Here is a 20,732-nt window from a genome sequence, read left to right on the forward strand (position 1 = left end):
CGCTGAGGTTGTACCACTGCTGCATACAGTGAATGCGGAGCATGGTATCGAGTGGGTAGGGACGACGCCCGTTACCAGCTTTGGGATAGACGGGTTCGATGACCCCCAGCATCCTTGGCCATGGGAGCACAGCCTCCATGCGAGCCAAGAATATCTCTTTACGGGTTTTACGGCGTTTGCCATTGAACTCGCAGTCCGCGAAGGTGAGCTGGTGACTCATGCTGAACCTCATCCCTGATGCCAAGTGGGGTTCATGATCTCACATCAAGGACTTGTTCGCACTTTCCTTAGGAAAAGCAGACTCTCTGCTGCCGTTGCGTTTGCCTTGGCGAGCGCGGCAGTAGTGGCCACCCCTGTCTTGGCCGAAGAAGGCCAAAACGTCGAAAAACTCCAGAAGATCAAGGTTACCGGCTCGCGCATCTCCCGTGTCGACGTGGAAGGCGCCACCCCGGTCGTCTCCGTCAGCAAGGCCAAGATCGAACAATCCGGTCAGCAGACCGTGGCCGACTACCTGAAACAAGCCTCCTACAACTCCTTCGGCGGCGTATCCCCCTCCTCCGGCAGCTCTTTCCAGTCTCAGTCTACCGTTGGCCTGCGCGGTCTCGGCGCTGAGCGCACTCTGGTGCTGCTCAACGGCAAACGGGTGGCGGGCTCCCCCACCATGGGCGGTACCTCCATCAACTTGAACACCATCCCCATGGCGGCTGTTGAGCGGGTGGAAGTGAACCTGGACGGTGGCTCAGCCATCTATGGTTCCGACGCCATCGGCGGCGTCGTCAACGTGGTGCTGAAAGAGGGTTACGAAGGTCTGACCTTCCAAGGGCGAATTGGCAGCCCCAGCGAAGACGGCGGTGACGAGAAGAGCGGCTCCATCGTCGCCGGTATTACCGGTGAAAAAGGCTCCCTGATGACTGTCTATGAGCACGACAAGAAAGACGTCATCTACAGCCGTGACCGTGACTACCTCGCCAAGCAAGGCAACGATTCCCCCAGCGTTTACGGCCGCAACGTGGAAGGCATCACAGGCCTGGACGGCAATGGCGATGCCATCTGGAAATATGGCCCTCTGGCGGGCTCCACCAATCCTGATGGCACCTGTAAAGACCCCTTTATAAACGCCGATGGCGGCTGTAACTTCAACTACGGCCAGGTTGCCGCCAAGACAGCCTCTCGCAGCCGTGACACCCTCTATGTGAATGGCCGCTATCACATCAATGACAACGTCGACTTCGTGCCCCAGATCATTGGTTCCCGGGTCGAGAGCTTTGGTCGTTTTGCTCCGGCTGCTGGTGCCTTCACCATAGACCCAGCCAACCCGAAAAATGCGCAGTTTTTCACCGATAACGGCCTGGATGCCGCCGCAACCCAAGGCCTGGGGGAAGCCGCTTACGCCTACTACCGCTTCAACAACGTCGGTACCCGTGACAACCTGGTCACAGACACGACTGGGAGCATAAACTTGGGTTTTGAGGGCACCATTGCTACCGAAAGCGTTGGTGACATGCAGTGGAACGCCGGCTACATGTACTCCAAGACCGACAACAAGGAAAACGGTACTGGTTATGTGCTGAAGTCTGCCGCCCAGAAGGCTGTCGAGGATGGCAAATTTGTCGGTGGTGAGTTTGATGCCTCCACCACGGCTTCCATGGCCGCCGATACCAGCCGTCGCTCCACCATGGACTTCTACCAGTGGTATGCCGGTGTCCAGTGGGACATGGGAGAACTGCCGGCCGGGCCGGTCAGCTGGTACGCCGGCGCCGAATACAACGACTGGGTCTATGCCGACAAGTACGACGCCCAGTCCGAAGCCGGCAACATCATCGGCTCTTCCGGCAACTCCTCCGGCGGTGTTCGTGACGTGACTGCCGCCTATATCGAGTCCCTGGTCCCCATCACGGATCAGATTGAGCTCAACGTGGCCGGTCGCTTCGACAAATACAGCGACTTCGGCAGTGCCTTCTCGCCCAAGACCAGTCTGCGCTACCAGCCGCTGGACAACCTGATGCTGCGCACTTCCTGGTCCCGTTCGTTCCGGGCTCCCAGCCTGAGTGATCTCTACTCTGCAGACTCCTTCTCGGCCGACTGGGCCAAGGACTATGTCTACTGCGAAGCAAACGGTATCTCGGCTGCGGATTGCCCCAACAAACAGTACGATACCACCCGGACTTCAAACAAAAACCTGAAGGAAGAAACCGCAGACACCTGGAACTTTGGCGTGGCCTACAGCCCGCTGGATGACCTGAACCTGTCACTGGACTACTACACAATCAAAATCACCGACGTCATCCAGTTGAACTCTCTGCAGTCCATCATCTATGACGAGCTGAACAACGGTAGCTCCAGCAACATCACTCGTAACAGCCAGGGCAAGATCAAGGGTGCTATTGCTCCCATGGTCAACCTGGGCGAGCTGAACACCAGCGGTCTGGATTTCAAGGCTGACTACAAATACGACCTGAACGTGGCAACCATTCGTTATGACTTCGGTGGTACCTACATCCTGGAGTACAAGGAAGGTCTGTATGCCGGTGGTCCGGTTGTAGACAAAATTGGCCAGAACGGTAAACCGCAGCTGCGCTTCAACACTGGTGTCGGGGTCAATGTGCCGCAGTGGTGGAACATGGACTCCTACCTGAGCGCCAGCTACATCGACTCCCAGAGCCAGGACTACATTGCCGATACCGGTGAGGAAGTGGGTCATATCGCCTCCCAGACCACCTGGAACCTGAACGTCGGTGTAGATGCCCCCTGGGACGGCAAGATCCAGGTCGGTGTGAAGAACATGTTCAACGCGGGCCCGTCCCTCGAGAGCGATGGCTTCACCTACGACGAAGATGTGTACAGCATCGACGGACGTATCTACTACCTCGACTACACCCAGAAGTTCTAATCAACTGCCGTTGATATACCAACCTAAGCCGGCCCGGTCGGGCCGGCTTTGCCCAACGTCCAAGGAAGTTACGGAGATAGGGTAATCCTATGAAAACAAGGACAATTACAATGAAGAAAGCGCTCCTCGGCAGCCTGGTTTCTGCTGCCTTGCTGACCAGCTTCAATCTGAGTGCCGCCTCTGCCAGCCAGGCAGTGGACGCTCAAGCCGCCACCGACAATGCATCCAAAGTTTCCCAGCAGAAGATCGACAACTACGCCGAGTCTGCCGAATCCGCCCTCGCCCAGTACAAGGCCGCCCTGCGTCAGGTCGACAGCCTGCGTACCTACAACGAGCAGGTGGGCAAGATGGTCGACTCCCAGAGCAGCGAACTGGCCTCCATGCAGCGCCAGATCGCCCAGATCGATCAGACCAGCACCGAAGTGGTGCCCTTGATGCTCAAGATGATCGACTCCCTCGACCAGTTCGTCTCGCTGGATCTGCCGTTCCAGAAGGTTGAGCGGGAGGACCGCGTGGCGGCCCTGACCGACCTGATGAACCGGGCCGATGTCACCATCTCCGAGAAGTACCGCAAGATCCTGGAGGCCTATCAGATCGAGGAGGGCTTCAGCCGCACCATCGAGTCCTACAAGGCCAGCCTGGACAAGGATGGCAGCGAGAAGACCTACGAGTTCCTGCGCGTCGGCCGCATCGCCCTGCTTTACCAGTCCCCGGACGGCCAGGAAACCGGCATGTGGAACAAGCAGACCCGCCAGTGGGAAGAGTTGCCCCAGGAGTATCGCAGTGCAGTGGAACAGGGCCTTCGCATCGCCAAGAAGCAGGCGCCTCCCGCCCTCATCAAGCTGCCGGTTCAAACTGCGGAGAAAGCATCATGAAAGGAATCAAACTTGCCATCGCCTCGCTGATCGCGGGCGCTACCCTGGTCACCCTGCCGGTGACCGCCGCCGAAAAACCGGTGGATCTGAACGCCCTGCTCAATCAGGTCAAGGCCGCCAGCACCACTGAATCCCAGCTCAACAAGGAGCGGGAAGCCCGCTTCCTGGCCGACAAGAACGAGCAGGCCGCCCTGCTGGCCAAGGCCAAGGCGGATCTCACCGCCGAGATCGCCAAAGGCGAGCAGCTCAAGGCCACCTTCGATGCCAATGACAAGCAGCTCACCGAGCTGACTGAAACCCTGCGCCAGCGCTCCGGCAACATGGGCGAGATGTTCGGCGTACTGCGCCAGTTCGCCGGCGAGTTCAAGGGGATCTTCAACGCCTCCGCCCGCCGGGTCGAGCATCCGGAACAGACCGCCCTGCTGACCCGCCTGGCCGAGAGCAAGGAGCTCCCTTCCAGCGATGACCTGACTGCCTTCTGGACCACCACCCTCAGCCGCATGGTCGAAGGTGGCAAGGTGAGCCAGATCCCGGCCACCGTGGTTTATGGCGAAGGCAACCAGGCCGAGAAGACCGTCACCCAGATCGGCGAGTTCAATACCCTCTCCGAAGGCAAGTACCTGACCTTCGTGCCGGAGACCGGCAAGTTCGAGCAGCTCTCCCGTCAACCCGAAAGCAGCGTGCTGGAACCCATCGCCGCCTTTGAACAGGGTGGCGGCGAGGTCAAGCCGATCTTCATCGACCCGTCCCGCGGCGTGATCCTCTCCCTGCTGGTACAGTCACCGACCCTGAAGGAGCGTATCGACCAGGGTGGCTCAGTGGGCTACGTGATCCTGGCGCTGGGGGTCATCGGCACCCTGCTGGCGCTGTTCTGCGGTGCTCGCCTCTCCCTCATCGGCGGCTCCATGCGCAAGCAGCTGAAATCCGATCAGATCATCAAGGGCAACCCCATCGGTGAAATGCTGGGTGCCTATCAGGCGCACCGTGGCGACAACATCGAGGATCTGGAGTCCAAGCTCGACGAGATCATCCTGCGCAACGTGCCCAAGTTCGAGAAGGGTATCAGCCTCATCAAGCTGATCGCCTCGGTCGCCCCGCTGCTGGGCCTGCTGGGTACCGTGGTCGGCATGATCGCCACCTTCCAGGCCATCACCCTGTTCGGTACCGGCGATCCCAAGCTGATGGCAGGCGGTATCTCCGAAGCCCTGGTCACCACCATGCAGGGTCTGGTGGTCGCGGTGCCCATGCTGTTCCTCTACACCATCGTACAGACCCAGAGCCGCCGTCTGATCCAGGTGCTGGAAGAGCAGAGCGCCGGCTTCGTCGCCCGTTACCAGGAACGTCTGCACGCCTCCAAAGCCGCAGCGTAAGGAGTCACCCATGTGGTTCTGGTTGATTGAAGAAGTCGAGTCGGTCCGCCGGTTTCTGGGATTGGGGGGCGACGTGCTGGTCGCCCTGTTCTTCCTGACCCTGATGATGTGGGCCCTGCTGCTGGAGCGCTGGTTCTACTTCATGGCGGTCTACCCGCAACAGGTGAAGCAGACCAAGGCCGCCTGGCTGGCCCGCAGCGATCACCTCTCCTGGTCTGCCAGGCAGATCCGCCGCGAGCTGGTCTCCCGGGTGGCCATGGCGGTGGACAAGGGGATGCCGGTCATCAAGGTGCTGATCGCCCTCTGCCCGCTGATGGGACTGCTCGGGACCGTGGTCGGCATGGTGCAGGTGTTCGACACCCTGGCCATCACCGGCACCGGCTCCCCGCGGGCAATGGCCTCAGGGATCTCCAAGGCGACGGTACCGACCATGGCGGGCATGATTGCCGCCCTTTCCGGTCTGTTTTTTGTCAGCCGGCTCGATCACAAGGCCAAGCTGGCCGTGCAGAAGCTGGAAGACAACCTGAAACACGGCTGATGCAGGATGCACTCCCCCGCCGGACCCGGTTCTGGCGGGGGCACAGAACAAGCAAGGAGTTTTTGCCATGAGAAAACGTCACAGCGACAGCAGTGCTGATGAGGCGGCCATCGATTTGACCCCCATGCTGGACATAGTGTTCATCATGCTGATCTTCTTCATCGTCACCACCTCGTTCGTCAAGGAGTCCGGCGTGGAGATCAACCGCCCGAGCGCCAGCACGGCCGAAACGGTGAAGAAGGGGAACATCATGGTCGCGGTCCGCGAGAACGGCCAGGTCTGGGTCGACAAGCGCATCGTCGAAGTGGGTGCCGTGCGTGCCAATATCGAGCGGCTGCGGGCGGAGAACCCGGAGAGCGCCGTGGTGATCCAGGCCGACAGCGAATCCCGTTCCGGTCTGGTGGTCCAGGTCATGGATCAGATCCGCATGGCCGGTGTCCAGAACATCTCCATCGCCGCCGACAAGAGCAGCTGATGCCGGAGCGAATGCCATGAGATACCTGATATCGTTAGCGGTCTCCTGCGTGGTGGTGTTCTTCCTGTTCCTGGGAATGAACAAGCTCATCACGCCGGATCACCGGGAGCTGGTGGAGAAGGAGGACGTCACCATGACCGACTTCATCCGCCTCAAGCCTCAGGAGACCCTGCAAGAGAGACAACGCGAGCTGCCCAAGCCGCCGCCCCCGAAACGCCCGCCGCCCCCTCCCGAGATGGAAGTGGCGAGCACGGATCGGCCGCAGATGGATAGCTCCCCCATGGACATGCCCAAGCTCGACATCCCGGTCAACATCGGCGGCGGCAACGCCCTCGGTGCTTACAGCACCGGCGGTGGTGGCGGTGGCGTGGGCGGCAACAACGGTGCCATTCCGCTGGCGACCTTCGAGCCCATGATGCCCCGCAAGGCAGCGCTGGCCGGCCTCGCTTCCGGCAAGGTGCTGGTGGAGTTCACCGTCACCGAGCGCGGCACCGTCAGCAACGTGCGGATCGTCAAGGAAGAGCCACGCAGCTACGACCTCGGCAAGGAGGCGCGCAAGACCATCGCCAAATGGACGTTCAAACCGGCCATGGTGGATGGCAAGCCGCAGGCTTCCCGCATGCAGCAAGAGATCGAGTTTGCGGTCAACTAAGGAAGGTGGCGATGAAAAAGTTACATACCCTGATCCTCGCCCCGGTCGCCATGGCGGTGCTGCTCAGCACCGCCGGTTGGGCCGCCGAGCAGCCAGCCCTCTCTGATCGCGCCTATCGTGCGGTCAACAAGGCGCAGGCACTGATCACCGAGAAGAAATACGGCGAGGCCAATGCCAAGCTGCAGGAGGCGCTGTCCGGCGCCGGCGAGCGGGTCTACGACAAGGGGGTCATTCTGCAGACCCTGGGCTTCGTGGCGGCGCAGCAGGAGAAGTACGGTCAGGCGACCAAGTACTTCGCCGATGCCATCGCCACCGGCGGGCTGCCCCAGCCGGTGGCCCAGCAGGTGCGCTACAACCTGGCTCAGCTCTACATGGCGGAGGGGAACTTCAAGGCCTCCATCAGCACCATGAACCAGTGGTTCGCGAGTCTTGGCAAGGACGAGAAACCGACCCCGCACGCCTACATCACGCTGGCCAACGCCCATGTGCAGCTCAAGCAGTATCGAGAAGCCATTCCGGCGGTGGACAACGCGATCAAGCTCTCCGCGGGCAAGGCGCCGGAGTCCTGGTACCTGCTGAAGATGGCGGCCCACTACGAGCTGAAACAGTACAAACCGGCCACCGAGGTGCTGACCATATTGGTCGACCGCTACCCGGAGAAGAAGAAGTACTGGACCCAGCTGTCGGCCATGCACATGCAGGCGGGCAACGATGCCAAGGCCCTGGCGGCGCTGGAAGGCGCCTACAACCTCGGCATGCTGACCGAAGCCAGCGAGCTGCAGCGCCTCGCCAACTACCTGGCCTTCGCCGGCATTCCCCACCGCGCCGCCCGCGTGATGGAGAAGGCGATGAAGGAAGGAGCCATCGAGAGCAACGCGGCCAACTACAAAACCCTGGCCAACTACTGGCACCAGGCCAAGGAGCTGGACCCGGCCATCGACACCCTGGCCAAGTCCTACAAGCTGGCCCCCAGTGCCGATCTGCAGTTGAAGATGGCGCGCATGATGATCCAGAGCAAGCGCTACCAGGATCTGGTGGCCTTCGCCGCCAAGCCTGCCGCCAACGCCAGCGGCGAGCAGCGGGCGGATCTGAAGTTCCTGACCGGGGTCGCCTATTTTGAGCAACAAAAGCCGAAGGAGGCACTCTCCGCCTTCACCCAGGCTGCCCAGAACGGCAACGTCAGCGGCCGCGCCACCCCCTGGATCAGCTTCTTGAAAGAGCAGCAGGGCGGCGCCGTCACCCAGTAACCAAGCCGCGTGCCGGCCGGGGCCATGCGCCCCGGCAAGGCACGCAACAACACCCGGCAGGACGGGCTCCCGCCCTGCCGATCAACAACAAGGGGATTACCCCGCAGATTGCCTTGGTGGCAATTGGCCGCTCCCCGGAGCGGTCTTTTTTATGCCCCTGCTTTTATTACCCGCCATAAAAAATCCGGAGCCTGGGCTCCGGATTGGGTCATTGCCTTGCGAGAGAACAGGCCATGCAAAGTGCCGGCCTGCCGCTCAAGCGATCATCAGTAGCTGCACACCAGTTTCCAGCTGCCATCGCCCGCCTTGGGCTCGCTGCTGGTCCACCAGTTGGCCTGCCAGACCGCCTTGTTGTTGGTCATACGATCACCGCCGTTGGCGTGATCCCCCTGTGGCCAGGTCGGATAGGCCTTGTAGGCGGCCGGGTTGACGTTCTGGCTGCTGCAGGTGGTACCGCTCGGGTTCTCACCGCCGCCACTGCTGCCCAGCACGGCCTCCGGCAGGGTCGGGAACTCGGCCTTGAGGCCGGCAGTCTGGGTGCCGCTGATGATGCGGATACCGCTCGGCACACCGGCGGCCGGCAGATAGTAGGTCATCGCCACTTCCACGTCGCTGCCCGGCGCCCACGCCTTCCAGGTCGGCAGCGTAAAGGCCGCCTTGTGGAAGTCATTCTCGCCCGCGATGCCGTCGGAGTTCTGGTTGCCGCCGCTCTCCACCACTTTCAGCCCCATCCCGCTCTGGTCGGTGATGGTGTCAGAGGTGGAGGTGGGCACCAGGAACTCGATGCGGGTACCGCCCGGAATGGTCTGGGTCGAGTTGTTGGTGAGTTTCAGGGTCGGGTTGATCGGGTAGTTGGAATCCCCCTCCTTGAAGCCGGAGAGGCTCACCGCGATGTCGAGCTGGGCAGTTGGCGCCGCCAGATCGTTCTGCCTGGTGTCGTACTTGGTCGCCTTGGCAAACTTGTCGTAGGCGAGCGTGGTCAGGGTATCCCCCATGCCGTACTCGTTCTTGGCCGGATCGAAGGCGTAGTCACCCGCCATCTCCCAGAACATGACCCCGCCCAGGCCGCGCTTGATGATGTAGTCGAGCTTGTGGCCCATGGACTCTTCATCCTCGGTGGAGAGGAACACCTTCTTCTCTTCGTTCCACAGCCAAGGTGCCTGCGCCTTGTCATCGTAGTAACGCACGTACTTGCCCTGCATCACGTGAGCTGGGTTGTTGGGATCCAGACCCCAGGCCTGACCGTAGCTCGGCATGGTGGTGATACCCAGGCTGGCGGCGTTCTCCAGGTTCTTGGCGTGCCACATGGGCACGGCACCGCCGCCGATCTCCTTGCCGTTCTTGTCGAGATCGTGCCAGATGTTGTCGATGCCGACCGCCCCGTTGCCGCACGGAATGGTGCTGCCACCGGTGCCCGGCTGACAATCGCTCTGGCTCGGCAGTGCGGCCTTGCCGCCCAGACCGTGGGTACCACCGCTGACCCCTTGCCAGCCACGAGTGTAGTAAGGCACGCCCACGTTGATCTTGCCGGCCGCCAGGGCGCCACGGAAGTAGTGGGCAGACCAGGCCGCGTTGAGGTAGCCGATGCCGCCAAACTGGCTCTGGGTATAGACGCCCCAGTGAGCGAGTTCGGCATCCGCCTTGTTGTCGAACAGGGCGGCGTTGTGACCGACGAAGTTGTTCCAGGCGCCGTGGAAGTCATAGGTCATCAGGTTGACGTAGTCGAGGTACTGGGTGACCTGGAAGTTCTCCATGCCGCGCAGCAGGTAGGCCGAGGCCGGCGAGGCGATGGTCAGCATGTACTTGCGACCATCCTCGCTGCCGGCGCTGTCGAGCTTGCTGCGCAGGGTCTGCATCAGCACCTTGTAGTTGGCAAACAGCTTGCCGCGGCATTGGTTGGAGAGCGGGAAGTCGTTGGGGTTGCCCGCATCCTTCATGGAGGTGGGATACTCGTAGTCCACGTCGACCCCGTCAAAGCCGTACTGGCGGATGAAGCTCACCGCCGAGTTGGCAAAGGCGTTGATGCCGTCGGTGTTGACCGAGCAGTCACCCTTGGTGGTGGCGGTATAGAAGCCGCGGGTATCGGCCCAGCCCCCCACCGAGATCAGGGTCTTCACGTCCGGATACTGCTTCTTGTACTTGGACAGCAGGTTGAAGTGGCCCTGGTAGGCAAACTCCGGATCCATCTCGGCACCCGGCACCCCGTCCCAGGTCATCTTGGTCGCCGAGTCATCCACCTTGATGGTGTGGCTCTGCTCGTCCACCGCCGCGAAGGCGTAGTTGATGTGGGTGATCTTGTCCCAGGGGATGTCGCTCACCAGGTAGGAGGGCAAGCCGTTCTTGCCGGTACGCCAGGAGGTGAAGTAACCGATGACCCGGCGGGCGTGGTCATCCCCCATGCACTCGTAGCCATCCGGGCGGTAGATCTGGCGAATGTCGCAGGAGAGGTTGCCACCGGTGGGCGGCAGGGCGGCCTCTTCCACCTGCACATCGACCTGGGCCGACTCGCCGCTCAGGTTCTCCTTGTCGGTCGCCACCAGCTTGAGGCCGGCCAGCCCCTTGCTCTGGGGCGTCCAGTTCACCTGCCAGGGAGCGCTGGTGTCCTCTCCCACCTTCTTGCCATCGACGAACAGCTCAACCTTGGCGACGTCGTCGTTGGCATCGGTGACGTTGCCGCTCACCGCCACGCTGCGACCCAGAGTCACCTTGGCGCCGGCGGCGGGGCTCGCGATGCTCACCTTGGGTGCCTCTGGCGCCACCACGGCGGCGACCTTGAAGCTGGAATCCGCTTCGCTCAGCACCTTGCCGTCTTTATCCAGCGCCCGCGCCTTGAGGGCGTGAGCGCCGACACCGGCGGCACGCCAGCTGCCATTCCAGGGCGAGGCACTCGCCGTGGCGACCAGGGTGCCGTCGATGAGGTACTCGACCTTGACCAACGCCGTCACCGGGCCGCTCAGGGTCACCGCCAGCGCGACGCTGGCCCCTTCGTTGACACTGGCGCCGGCAGCCGGCGAGCTGACGGCCACGCCGAGCGCCGGAGGCGGCACCTCCCCGCCATAGAGTTTCCAGGCATCGGCCCAGACGACCCCCACCCCGGGCTCATAGTGATAGGGCGAGGCCCCGCACCAGCCGGAGTAGGGAAATTCTTTGCACTCATAGAGATTGCCGACGTTGCTGACGATGTCGCCGGCCTTGTAGGCGGTACCGGCCTGATAGGCGGGATAGGCGGCCTGCGCCCAGGCGGGCATGGCAGCCAAAGCCACCAGCATGGCAAGCCTGCTGGGCCTTAGGGTCTGTTGCATATTGTTATCTTCCTTGTTTTGTCTTGGCATTGGTCTCCAAGGCAAAGCACAAGCGCAACCTGCGTGATGGGCGCAGACAACTGGCAATGGACCTGCCACAAACGTCACCCTCACCCTGGGAAGCCCCGCTATCTGGATCGCACGATCTGAAGACCGGAGGCATTGCGTCCCGGCGTCTCGGCCGGTTTGCCCTTTACCTGGGTTCCGTGAGGAACAAGCCGAGTATAGGAATCAACCAGCCGAGTCTCAATCTTCATTCTCGAGGAAAAATATGTGGATGCCAGCGGGATCACATTTTCGCCAATCGGATGAAATAACAAATTTGCCATTAGTTTCATGCTGTTAGCCAAGTCAAAAAAACCGGCATTGCCCTCATTTGTATCCCCGTAATGTGCGTTGGCTCACTGGTACGACATGCCAGAAATGTGACAATGCGCGCCCTTGGCCGATGCGCCAAGGCTATGGAAACACTGGCAAAAAATAAAAAAGGAACAGATATGAAAGGAACACGTACCCTGCTGTCGCTGGCCGTGGGGATTGCGCTCGCCTCTCCGTCCGTCTATGCCGCCGGCTTCAGTTGCCCGGCCGACAGCGACCTCACCCCGATCCCGGTCATTCAGGGCAGCGGTGACAAGAGCCCGCTCATTCCCGCCGGCAAGTTCGAAAGCCCCCAGAGCGTCATGGTCAAGGCGGTGGTCTCGGGTCTGGGCGAGAGCCTCAACAAGGGGTTCTACCTGCTGGATGTGCAGGGCGACGGCAACCCCCAGACCTCGGACGGCATCTTCGTCTACCTCAACGACAAGAACTTCGCCAGCAAATACCCGGACATCAAGCCGGGCGCCGAAGTCTGCCTTGAGGCCAAGGTCGAGGAGTATTACGGCCATACCCAGCTCAAGCCACTGGCTGACAGCGGCACCCCGCGCCTGCAGGTGATCGCCCAGGGCGCAGCCCCGGCCGCCATCCCGCTGCGGGTGCTGGAAAACGAGACCCTGGCCCGGGCGCTGGAGCGCCACGAAGGGATGCGGGTAAGGCTCGATGCCGACAGCGCGCTCAAAATCAGCCGCAACTTCAGCTATGACTACGCCGCCCGACGCAACAACCTGGTGCTCTCCCACCAGGCGCCGCTGATGAAGCCGACTCAGCTGCACGACGCCGACAGCAAGGCCGCCAAGGCACTGGCCAAGGCCAACGCCAACAACCGGGTGTTCCTCGAATCGGACTTCAAGGCCGCCGACGGCAAACTGCCCTGGCTGCCGGCCTGGGAGCCGGAGCAGGGTTACCTGCGCATCGGCGATGCCCCGGTCAATCTGGACGCCATGGTGGGTTACAGCTACAACGAGTACCGGCTGATCGTGCCGCAGGATCAGGTGATCACCGCCGGCGATCTGCTGCGCACCAGCGACAACGACCGCCAGAGCGCTCCGACCCGTGCCGACGGCACCGATCTGCGCGTCGGCAGCTTCAACGTGCTCAACTACTTCACCAGCCACTCCAGCGTGGGCGGTGCCCTCAACGTGCTGTGCAAGGATCAGGCTGATGCGGACAGCGCCAAGGGCTGCAACCGCGGCGCCAAGAACCTGGAAGATTTCCAGAAGCAGCGTGCCAAGATCGTCAACGCCATCACCGAGATGGATGCCGACCTGCTCGGCCTGATGGAGATGGAGAACAACGGCTTTGACAGCCACTCCGCCATCAGCGACCTGGTACAGGCCCTCAACGCCCAGCAGAAAGAGGCGGGCAAGCAGTACGCCTTCGTCACCCTGCCCAAGGCACTGCTGCAGGGCGAGCGCTACTTCGGTAGCGACGCCATCATGGTGGCCATGCTCTACCGGCCGGCCAAGCTGGCACCGCAAGGGGACGCCAACGTCATCACCCTGCCGGTGCAGAAATACCTGGATGCCAAAGGGGTCGAGAAGCAGGCTTCCCAGCGTGACTCCTTGGTGCAGACCTTCACCGTCGAGGGCAGCAAGGATCCGCTGACCCTGGTGGTCAACCACCTCAAATCCAAGGGCTCCGGCTGCCTGGAGAACCTGGACGGCAAGGAGCCGGCCGATCTGCAGGGCAAGTGCACCGAGTTCCGGGTCAGTGCCGCCAAGGTGCTGGGCGAGGCGGTAAGCAAGCTGCCCGGCCAGGTGCTGCTGGTGGGCGACTTCAACTCCTACGCCCGGGAAGATGCGATCCGGGTGCTGACCGACTATGTGCCGACCGACGGTCAGCGCAAGATAGTCTCCGCCTCCCAGACCTTCCTCGGCGACCAGGTCTTTGAGCAGACCGGCAGTGAAGTGGCCAAGAGCTACGGCCTGGTGGACATGAACGTCAAGTTCAACAAGGAGAAGGCCATCTCCTACAGCTACGAGGCCGAGCTCGGCACCCTGGACTATGCCCTCGCCAACCCGGCGCTGGCCGGCAAGGTGATCGCCGTGGCCGACTGGCACATCAACTCGTTCGAGAGCAACCTGTTCGAGTACGGCCGGGGCTTCACCGGCGACATGATCAAGTCGGACAACCCGTTCAGCGCCTCCGACCACGACCCCATCATCGTCGACCTCAAGCTGAAAGAGGAGAGCAACGGCGGTGGCGGTGCCATGGGCGCCCTGCTGCTGGCCCTGCTGCCGCTGGCCTGGCGTCGCCGCCACGGCTGATGACCCTTGCCATCAAGTCACAAGCCCGCAGCGATGCGGGCTTTTTTATAGATCGTCGGCACGGCCGGTGAACGGAGCGCAAAACAAAAAGGCCACCGCAGTGCGGTGGCCTTTTCTACTTTCATTACGAAAGATGGTGGAGCTACGCGGGATCGAACCGCGGACCTCTTGCATGCCATGCAAGCGCTCTCCCAGCTGAGCTATAACCCCGATGTGTGTGAGTGACGTTGAGTCACTCTGAATTTGGTGGAGCTACGCGGGATCGAACCGCGGACCTCTTGCATGCCATGCAAGCGCTCTCCCAGCTGAGCTATAACCCCACAAAGGTCGGCCTGGGTGATACACACCGCACTGCCCTGGGTACTTCATTTCAATCAGGAACCTGGTGGAGCTACGCGGGATCGAACCGCGGACCTCTTGCATGCCATGCAAGCGCTCTCCCAGCTGAGCTATAACCCCTTGGATTCCAGATTGTTCGAGGAGAATTTGGTGGAGCTACGCGGGATCGAACCGCGGACCTCTTGCATGCCATGCAAGCGCTCTCCCAGCTGAGCTATAACCCCAACTCACCTCGGCGCTACCAAAGTTATCTCCGGCAACGGAGGCGCATGATAGGCACCGGCCGCTTTGCTGTCAACCCAAAAATAACAGCGATTCGCGCGTTTAGTCAAAATTCAAGCAGTTAGTCGATTTAACCGGCAATGGCACAGCTATCTCGCTGTTTTATGTCACAAAACCGGCCCTTGACCAAAAACAAAGGGCCCCGCACGGGAGCCCTTTTTCAAGCGATGGTTGGCGCTTATTCGGCGGCCATGCGCGCTTCGATATACGCCAGAGCGCGATCGATACGGGCGAGCACCCGCTCCTTGCCCACTAGCGCCATCACGGCATCGATGGCGGGGGGAGATTACCCCAGACCGGTGACGGCAATGTGCGACGGCAAGCTTACTCGGCAGCCATGCGCGCTTCGATATACGCCAGGGCGCGGTCGATGCGGGCCAGTACCCGCTCCTTGCCCACCAGCGCCATCACGGCGTCGATGCCAGGGGACTGACCCAGCCCGGTGACGGCTACGCGCAGCGGCATGCCGACCTTGCCCATGCCCTGACCCAGCTCGGCAGCAGTGGCTTCAATCAGCTCGTGCAGCGCTTCGGTGGTCCAGGTTTCCAGGGCAGCCAGCTTGGCCTTGGCCAGGGTCAGCGGCTCGGCGGCAACGCCGCGCAGGTGCTTCTTGGCTGCCGCCTCGTCGATGGCCTCGTACTCTTCGAACAGGTAGCGGCTCTGGGCGGCCATCTCCACCAGGGTGTTGCAGCGCTCGGCCAGCAGGGTCACCACGTCGGCCAGGGCCGGGCCTTTGCTGGTGTCGATCTTCTGGTCGGCCATGTGCCAGGCCAGGTGCTTGGCCACATAGGCCGGATCCAGGCTGCGCATGTAGTGGTTGTTCAGCCACAGCAGCTTGTCGGTGTTGAAGGCGGAGGCAGACTTGGAGATGGCATCCAGGCTGAACAGCTTGATCATCTCCTCCAGGCTGAAGATCTCCTGATCGCCGTGGGACCAGCCCAGACGCACCAGATAGTTCAGCAGCGCTTCCGGCAGGTAGCCGTCGTCGCGGTACTGCATCACGGAGACAGCACCGTGGCGCTTGGAGAGCTTGGCTCCGTCGTCACCCAGGATCATGGAGACGTGGGCAAACTCAGGCACCGGCGCGTTCAGCGCCTTGTAGATGTTGATCTGGCGCGGGGTGTTGTTGATGTGGTCTTCGCCACGCACCACGTGGGTGATCTCCATATCCCAGTCATCGACCACCACGCAGAAGTTGTAGGTCGGCGCGCCGTCGGTACGGCGGATGATCAGATCGTCGAGCTCGGTGTTGGCGAACTCGATGCGGCCACGGACGTGGTCATCGAACACCACGGAGCCTTCGGTGGGGTTGCGGAAGCGGATGACGTGGGGCGCATCGGCCGGGTGATCGTGGGCGTGGTCGCGGCACTTGCCGTCATAGCGGGGCTTCTCGCCGTTGGCCATCTGGCCTTCGCGCAGCGCCTCCAGCCGCTCCTTGGAGCAGTAGCACTTGTAGGCGCGGCCATCGGCCAGCATCTCGTCGATCAGACCGTTGTAGCGATCGAAGCGCTTGGTCTGGTAGTAGGGGCCCTCATCCCAGTTCAGCTCCAGCCATTCCATGCCCTCAATGATGGCGTCGATGGCCTCCTGAGTGGAACGTTCCAGGTCGGTATCCTCGATACGCAGCACGAACTCACCGCCCTGGTTCTTTGCAAACAACCAGGAATAGAGTGCGGTACGGGCACCGCCGACATGCAAAAAGCCGGTCGGGCTGGGAGCAAAACGGGTTTTGACTTTCATCTTTAAGCCTTGTGTAGAGGGCCTTGGGCCAATTCGTTAAAAAAACCGTCGCATTTTAGCACCGACAATGACGGATGGGAAAACCATGGCGCTGCCACGAGCCAAAGTAGGGGGAACAAAGCACCGGCCCGCCCCTTGCCACCTGATGTTTGAAGGGGATCGCAAAACAAAATCCCCGTTTCCTATTTGCTATGCAAAGTGTTGGAGAGCTGCCTCCTCCGGCCGATATTCAAATAACGCTCACCAACAAGGAAGAGACGATGCAGTTCCGTTCTATCCAGAATCGCATTCTGGTGATGGCCGGGATCGCCATGACCGCCGCCCTGGTCATCCTGATCCTGCTCAACCAGTACTCGGGTCAACAGACCCAGAAGCTGACCATCAGCTCCAGCCGCGCCGCCCTGCAGCAGGAGGCCTGGCAGAAGGTCAGCGCCAACGCCCGTGCCGAGGCCGCCACCATCACCCAGTTGCTGCAAAAGGGGCTCTCCTATACCCAGCAGATGGCCAGCGCCCTCGCCCTGCAGCAGGAGGGAAAGCTGCCGCTGGACCGCCAGCAGGCCACCGACCTGCTCAAGGCCCAGCTCGCTCTCGAACCCCAGCTCTACGGCGCCTTCGCCGGCTTCGAGCCCAACGGCTTCGATGGCCAGGACGCCAGCTTCGCCGGTCAGACCGCCCTTGGCAGCGACAGCAAGGGGCGCTTCGTCCCCTACTTCTATCGTGACAAGGATCAGATCGGCACCGACCTACTGCTCTCCATCGAGAAGAGCGATCCGGATGAGTTTGGCAATCCGGCCAACGACTACTACGCCTGCCCGAAACGGGAGGGTCGCTCCTGCCTCATCGACCCCTTCAAGGTGGACATCAACGGCCAGCAGGTGCTGGTGAGCACCATCACCACCCCCATCATGGTGGGCGGCCAGTTCAAGGGAATCGCCGCGCTCGATCTGGCGGTGGACTCCATCAGCCGTCAGGCCCAGTCCCTCAACAGCAACATCTATGACGGCAAGGGCGAGACCCTGATCGTCAGCGCCGCCGGCGTCATCACCGGCACCAGCGGGGATGCCAGCCTGCTCGGCAGCCGCGCCGACAAGCTGCTCGGCAACGGCTGGCAGCAGTACCTCAAACCAGAGGTACAGCGCCAGGAGCTCGACGATGCGTTTCGCATCTCGGTGCCCATCGCGGTGCCGGGCATGAGCCGCAACTGGGCCATCATCGTCACCCTGCCCTACAAGGTGGTGCTGGCCGGAGCCGATCAGCTGGAAGCCCAGCTGGGCGACATGAACCGGGCCGCCATGACCCAGCAACTGGTGGGCGCCGTCGTGGTGCTGGTGCTGGCGCTGGCGCTGGCCACCATGCTGGTCATTGCCCGCAGCATCACAGGCCCCATCCGCCAGATGGTGAGCCTGGTGGATGACATCGCCGATGGCGAGGGGGATCTCACCAAGCGGCTCAATACCCAGTCCCGCGATGAATTGGGGGATTTGGCCAAGGGCATCAACCGCTTCATCGACAAGCTGCAGGTGCTGCTGGGGGATGTGCTCAAGACCGCCAGCGAGGTCAACCGTCACGCCGGCGACACCGACCGCATCGCCGGCCAGACCGACAACAACCTGCAGCACCACCAGGCGGAGATGGAACAGATGCTGACCGCGGTGCAGGAGATGTCCTACGTCAGCCAGGAGGTGGCGACCCACGCCAACAATACCGCCGACTCCGCCAAACAGGCTCAGGGTGCGGCGGATCAGGGTAAGGTACGCTTCCAGCAGGTGATCCAGTCGATGCACAAGGTGGCCGCCGAAGCCGGCAAGGGCGCCGAGGTGGTGGAAGGGCTGGCTCACGACAGCGAGCAGATCACCAGCATCCTCACCGTCATTCAGGGGATCGCCGATCAGACCAACCTGCTGGCGCTCAACGCTGCCATCGAGGCGGCCCGGGCCGGCGAGCAGGGCCGCGGCTTTGCGGTGGTGGCCGACGAGGTGCGCAAGCTGGCGGGCAACACCCAGCAGGCGGTGCAGAATACCCAGGAGCTGATCGAGAAGATCCGCCACAGCTCGGCCAACGCGGTCAACGCCATCAACCAGAGCCAGCAGCGGACCCATCAGGCGGTAGGGGAAGCAGACCTGGCGGAAGAGGCGCTCGGCAGCATCTATCAGGCCATCTCCACCATCAACGACATGACCTACCAGATCGCCTCCGCCGCCGAGGAGCAGAGCTCGGTCTCCGAGACCGTCTCCGGCAATCTGTCAAAAACCAACGCACTGGCCAACGACATCGCCCAGGATGCCACCGAAACGGCCAAAGCCAGCCAGGCATTGCGTCAGGCGGCCGAGCGTTTACAGCAATTGTTGGGACAATTTCGTCTCAGCTGATAATTTTCACGGTCAGGACTCTCCCCCTCGGGGGCGAGTCCGTTTACCATAGGCACGAATTTGCCTGATGGCAGGCAATGTAGTGAGAGGTAAATGCCGTGCCCACCCCGGACCGTCGCCCCCGTGGCCACAACAGACGAGCCCAGCAGCGTCGCCAAGACGAATCACAAGGATCCCTGCTCCATCGTATCAATGCCGCTACCCTGCCCCTGCGCCAACGCATCGGCCAGGGCATGAGCGGACTTGGCCAGCGCGGCCAGGAACCCAGGAGTGGCAAGTTCAAACTGGCCAGCCCGCTGCCCCGCAAGCACACCATAGGGCTGCTGGTGCTGATCCCACTCTGGCTGCTGGTGCTGGCCTGGGAACCCGCCCCGACCGAACCCAAGGCGGCGCCGTCCGGTTCGCTGACGGTGCCCATCGCCGTGCCGGCCCAGGCCCTCACCGTGGGCAACGGCGCCAGCGCCCCCGCCGCGGCCAAACCGGTGGAAGAGAAGGTCAATGGCACCTGGCTGCAACACGATGTGCAGGCCGGCGAGACCCTCTACTCCATCTTCCGCAAGTTCGAGCTGCCGGGCGCGGAGCTGAGCCGCCTCATTGCCATCGAAGGGCCGGATCGCCCGCTGACCCGCCTGCAATCTGGCCGCGCCATCTTTATCCTGGTGGACGACACCCGCCGCATCCAGCGGGTCGAGATCCGCTCCTACGGTCAGGCCATCTATCGCTACGACCGACAGGGCGAAGGGTTCGCCCTCAAGGAGTGATGAAACGGGAGGCCTGGCGCCTCCCGTTTTTTTGGCCGGTTCTCGTGAAACAAGCTACTGACTTCACAATATTTTTAGCTTGCTCAAAAAATGAAAAGTGCCAAATTGACAAGGGATCGTGCTCACGTACAATCGTTTGTGCTTTAGACAGGGATTGTGCTACATGCTACTGGGACAAATTGACGTGGTCAGTCATGCTTCAGCCCCTGCTTTCTAGGCAAATGCTGCCCAACCAGGCTTAGTTTCATTTTGTTATAGATAGGACTTACCACATGTCTGACATTCGCACCGGCCAAGTAAAATGGTTCAATGAGACCAAGGGTTTTGGCTTTATCGAGCAATCCCAGGGACCGGACGTTTTCGTTCACTTCTCCTCCATCCAGAGCGCCGGTTTCAAGACCCTGGCTGAAGGTCAAAAAGTACAGTTCACTGTGACCCAGGGCAAAAAAGGTCCTCAGGCTGAGAACGTTACCGTTATCTAAGCCAGCGCCAGTGAGCCGGTAGGAGGAGCCATCGCCCCTCCTATTTTTTTGCCTGCCATTTCCCCTTCCCCGCCACATTCATCAGCTCACCCACAGCAGCAACTGCTCTCCCCGCCCTTGTGTACGACACGAGTACAGCAAACATGGATCTGATCTGGCTGAACGCAGGATACGACAAATCATCGCAGCGCGATGTAATGGACAATTCAAATGGATGGTGAGGACTTCTAAGAGAGATTGGAGCGGGAAACGAGACTCGAACTCGCGACCCCAGCCTTGGCAAGCGCGGATCATGCTCTACCAACTGAATGTGGCAGCAATTGTATTGAGCAACTGGATTCGTGAACTTGGGGGAGAGAGATTGAATTTGAAGAAAGATTGGAGCGGGAAACGAGACTCGAACTCGCGACCCCGACCTTGGCAAGGTCGTGCTCTACCAACTGAGCTATTCCCGCAACGGAATGTCACTTACACATACCTGATTACCCATGACCCTCAGCCAGCTTCAAGAGCCGATATGGCATCGGAGGGCTTGCCACGACTGCATGCCCCAATTCAACCAACATGCTTTTGAGGTCAAAACGATGATTAAACCGGAAGCAGTATTCAGCAAGATGTCTCGGTAAATGCTTCGCTCCGAGCGTATGGCAACTGCCCCGCAGCGAGTTCTTCACATTCCCTATCATCGTGTTTACCCAGTTGAATGCCGGATGATCCAGCAAGTCAAGGTTGCCCCCGGTGACAACACCCAGGTGCTCACAATTGGCC

The 20,732-nt window shown here is 61.4% G+C and carries 14 protein-coding genes, 5 tRNA genes, 2 pseudogenes and 1 riboswitch; of the genes and pseudogenes, 11 read left to right on the forward strand and 10 right to left on the reverse strand.

Annotation, left to right across the window (positions count from 1 at the left end):
* A pseudogene (locus CAK78_RS19450) lies at positions 1 to 220 on the reverse strand (IS5/IS1182 family transposase); the annotation flags it as partial.
* Positions 221 to 253: 33 nt separating this feature from the next.
* Between CAK78_RS19450 and CAK78_RS19455 the strand changes: the two are divergent.
* From CAK78_RS19455 to CAK78_RS19485, 7 genes are all read left to right on the forward strand, one after another.
* The gene (locus tag CAK78_RS19455) at positions 254 to 2,890 is read left to right on the forward strand and encodes a TonB-dependent receptor plug domain-containing protein (RefSeq protein WP_094698364.1); all 2,637 of its coding nucleotides are present in this window, start codon (positions 254 to 256) and stop codon (positions 2,888 to 2,890) included.
* Positions 2,891 to 3,000: 110 nt separating this feature from the next.
* On the forward strand, positions 3,001 to 3,765 hold the full coding sequence (locus CAK78_RS19460) for a DUF3450 domain-containing protein (RefSeq protein ID WP_094698366.1): 765 nt from the start codon (positions 3,001 to 3,003) through the stop codon (positions 3,763 to 3,765).
* Complete coding sequence (locus tag CAK78_RS19465) at positions 3,762 to 5,135, forward strand: MotA/TolQ/ExbB proton channel family protein (protein ID WP_094698367.1); 1,374 nt, start codon at positions 3,762 to 3,764, stop codon at positions 5,133 to 5,135. Before CAK78_RS19460 ends, CAK78_RS19465 begins: the two co-directional genes overlap by 4 nt.
* 10 nt (positions 5,136 to 5,145) lie before the next feature.
* A complete protein-coding gene (locus CAK78_RS19470; protein ID WP_005297834.1) occupies positions 5,146 to 5,673 on the forward strand; it encodes a MotA/TolQ/ExbB proton channel family protein in 528 nt (175 codons plus the stop codon).
* Positions 5,674 to 5,740: 67 nt separating this feature from the next.
* On the forward strand, positions 5,741 to 6,148 hold the full coding sequence (locus tag CAK78_RS19475; protein WP_005297833.1) for an ExbD/TolR family protein: 408 nt from the start codon (positions 5,741 to 5,743) through the stop codon (positions 6,146 to 6,148).
* A gap of 16 nt (positions 6,149 to 6,164) precedes the next feature.
* Positions 6,165 to 6,800 (forward strand): energy transducer TonB, encoded by a 636-nt coding sequence (locus CAK78_RS19480; RefSeq protein ID WP_094698369.1) that lies wholly within the window; start codon positions 6,165 to 6,167, stop codon positions 6,798 to 6,800.
* 11 nt (positions 6,801 to 6,811) lie between these two features.
* A complete protein-coding gene (locus CAK78_RS19485; RefSeq protein ID WP_094698370.1) occupies positions 6,812 to 8,047 on the forward strand; it encodes a tetratricopeptide repeat protein in 1,236 nt (411 codons plus the stop codon).
* A 266-nt stretch (positions 8,048 to 8,313) separates the two neighbouring features.
* Here the strand turns inward: CAK78_RS19485 and CAK78_RS19490 are convergent, their stop codons facing one another.
* On the reverse strand, positions 8,314 to 11,349 hold the full coding sequence (locus tag CAK78_RS19490; protein WP_441296594.1) for a glycosyl hydrolase family 18 protein: 3,036 nt from the start codon (positions 11,347 to 11,349) through the stop codon (positions 8,314 to 8,316).
* 115 nt (positions 11,350 to 11,464) lie between these two features.
* Positions 11,465 to 11,550: riboswitch (cyclic di-GMP riboswitch) on the reverse strand.
* A gap of 296 nt (positions 11,551 to 11,846) precedes the next feature.
* Between CAK78_RS19490 and CAK78_RS19495 the strand changes: the two genes are divergently transcribed.
* The gene (locus CAK78_RS19495; RefSeq protein WP_094698372.1) at positions 11,847 to 13,991 is read left to right on the forward strand and encodes an ExeM/NucH family extracellular endonuclease; all 2,145 of its coding nucleotides are present in this window, start codon (positions 11,847 to 11,849) and stop codon (positions 13,989 to 13,991) included.
* 134 nt (positions 13,992 to 14,125) lie between these two features.
* On the opposite strand, the gene CAK78_RS19500 is transcribed toward CAK78_RS19495, so the two are convergent.
* The 6 genes and pseudogenes from CAK78_RS19500 to gltX form a co-directional block, all read right to left on the reverse strand.
* Positions 14,126 to 14,201: transfer RNA gene (locus tag CAK78_RS19500), tRNA-Ala, on the reverse strand.
* Between the two features lie 34 nt (positions 14,202 to 14,235).
* Positions 14,236 to 14,311, reverse strand: a tRNA-Ala gene (locus CAK78_RS19505).
* Positions 14,312 to 14,374: 63 nt separating this feature from the next.
* Positions 14,375 to 14,450 (reverse strand) — tRNA-Ala (locus CAK78_RS19510).
* A gap of 28 nt (positions 14,451 to 14,478) precedes the next feature.
* Positions 14,479 to 14,554: transfer RNA gene (locus CAK78_RS19515), tRNA-Ala, on the reverse strand.
* 236 nt (positions 14,555 to 14,790) lie between these two features.
* Positions 14,791 to 14,925: pseudogene (locus tag CAK78_RS23455) on the reverse strand (glutamyl-tRNA synthetase); the annotation flags it as partial.
* 11 nt (positions 14,926 to 14,936) lie between these two features.
* The gene (gene gltX, locus CAK78_RS19525; RefSeq protein ID WP_094698373.1) at positions 14,937 to 16,352 is read right to left on the reverse strand and encodes a glutamate--tRNA ligase; all 1,416 of its coding nucleotides are present in this window, start codon (positions 16,350 to 16,352) and stop codon (positions 14,937 to 14,939) included.
* Positions 16,353 to 16,612: 260 nt separating this feature from the next.
* Between gltX and CAK78_RS19530 the strand changes: the two genes are divergently transcribed.
* From CAK78_RS19530 to CAK78_RS19540, 3 genes are all read left to right on the forward strand, one after another.
* Positions 16,613 to 18,721 (forward strand): methyl-accepting chemotaxis protein, encoded by a 2,109-nt coding sequence (locus CAK78_RS19530; protein WP_176452861.1) that lies wholly within the window; start codon positions 16,613 to 16,615, stop codon positions 18,719 to 18,721.
* A gap of 98 nt (positions 18,722 to 18,819) precedes the next feature.
* Positions 18,820 to 19,482 (forward strand): LysM-like peptidoglycan-binding domain-containing protein, encoded by a 663-nt coding sequence (locus tag CAK78_RS19535; RefSeq protein WP_094698375.1) that lies wholly within the window; start codon positions 18,820 to 18,822, stop codon positions 19,480 to 19,482.
* Between the two features lie 272 nt (positions 19,483 to 19,754).
* On the forward strand, positions 19,755 to 19,964 hold the full coding sequence (locus tag CAK78_RS19540) for a cold-shock protein (RefSeq protein WP_005297820.1): 210 nt from the start codon (positions 19,755 to 19,757) through the stop codon (positions 19,962 to 19,964).
* Positions 19,965 to 20,343: 379 nt separating this feature from the next.
* On the opposite strand, the gene CAK78_RS19545 is transcribed toward CAK78_RS19540, so the two are convergent.
* Positions 20,344 to 20,419, reverse strand: a tRNA-Gly gene (locus CAK78_RS19545).
* A 27-nt stretch (positions 20,420 to 20,446) separates the two neighbouring features.
* Positions 20,447 to 20,732, reverse strand: a 286-nt coding sequence (locus CAK78_RS19550; RefSeq protein ID WP_141214179.1) for a transposase, incomplete at its 5' end; no start/stop codon positions are given.

Origin of the sequence: Aeromonas sp. A35_P (assembly GCF_002259925.1) — a bacterium.
Taxonomy (GTDB): Bacteria; Pseudomonadota; Gammaproteobacteria; order Enterobacterales; family Aeromonadaceae; genus Aeromonas; species Aeromonas dhakensis.

Bases quoted from the DNA above. Each gene is read 5' to 3' on its own strand.
- CAK78_RS19455 (WP_094698364.1), top strand. From the start codon at position 254: ATGATCTCACATCAAGGACTTGTTCGCACTTTCCTTAGGAAAAGCAGA.
- CAK78_RS19460 (WP_094698366.1), top strand. From the start codon at position 3,001: ATGAAGAAAGCGCTCCTCGGCAGCCTGGTTTCTGCTGCCTTGCTGACC.
- CAK78_RS19465 (WP_094698367.1), top strand. From the start codon at position 3,762: ATGAAAGGAATCAAACTTGCCATCGCCTCGCTGATCGCGGGCGCTACC.
- CAK78_RS19470 (WP_005297834.1), top strand. From the start codon at position 5,146: ATGTGGTTCTGGTTGATTGAAGAAGTCGAGTCGGTCCGCCGGTTTCTG.
- CAK78_RS19475 (WP_005297833.1), top strand. From the start codon at position 5,741: ATGAGAAAACGTCACAGCGACAGCAGTGCTGATGAGGCGGCCATCGAT.
- CAK78_RS19480 (WP_094698369.1), top strand. From the start codon at position 6,165: ATGAGATACCTGATATCGTTAGCGGTCTCCTGCGTGGTGGTGTTCTTC.
- CAK78_RS19485 (WP_094698370.1), top strand. From the start codon at position 6,812: ATGAAAAAGTTACATACCCTGATCCTCGCCCCGGTCGCCATGGCGGTG.
- CAK78_RS19490 (WP_441296594.1), bottom strand. From the start codon at position 11,349: ATGCAACAGACCCTAAGGCCCAGCAGGCTTGCCATGCTGGTGGCTTTG.
- CAK78_RS19495 (WP_094698372.1), top strand. From the start codon at position 11,847: ATGAAAGGAACACGTACCCTGCTGTCGCTGGCCGTGGGGATTGCGCTC.
- gltX (WP_094698373.1), bottom strand. From the start codon at position 16,352: ATGAAAGTCAAAACCCGTTTTGCTCCCAGCCCGACCGGCTTTTTGCAT.
- CAK78_RS19530 (WP_176452861.1), top strand. From the start codon at position 16,613: ATGCAGTTCCGTTCTATCCAGAATCGCATTCTGGTGATGGCCGGGATC.
- CAK78_RS19540 (WP_005297820.1), top strand. From the start codon at position 19,755: ATGTCTGACATTCGCACCGGCCAAGTAAAATGGTTCAATGAGACCAAG.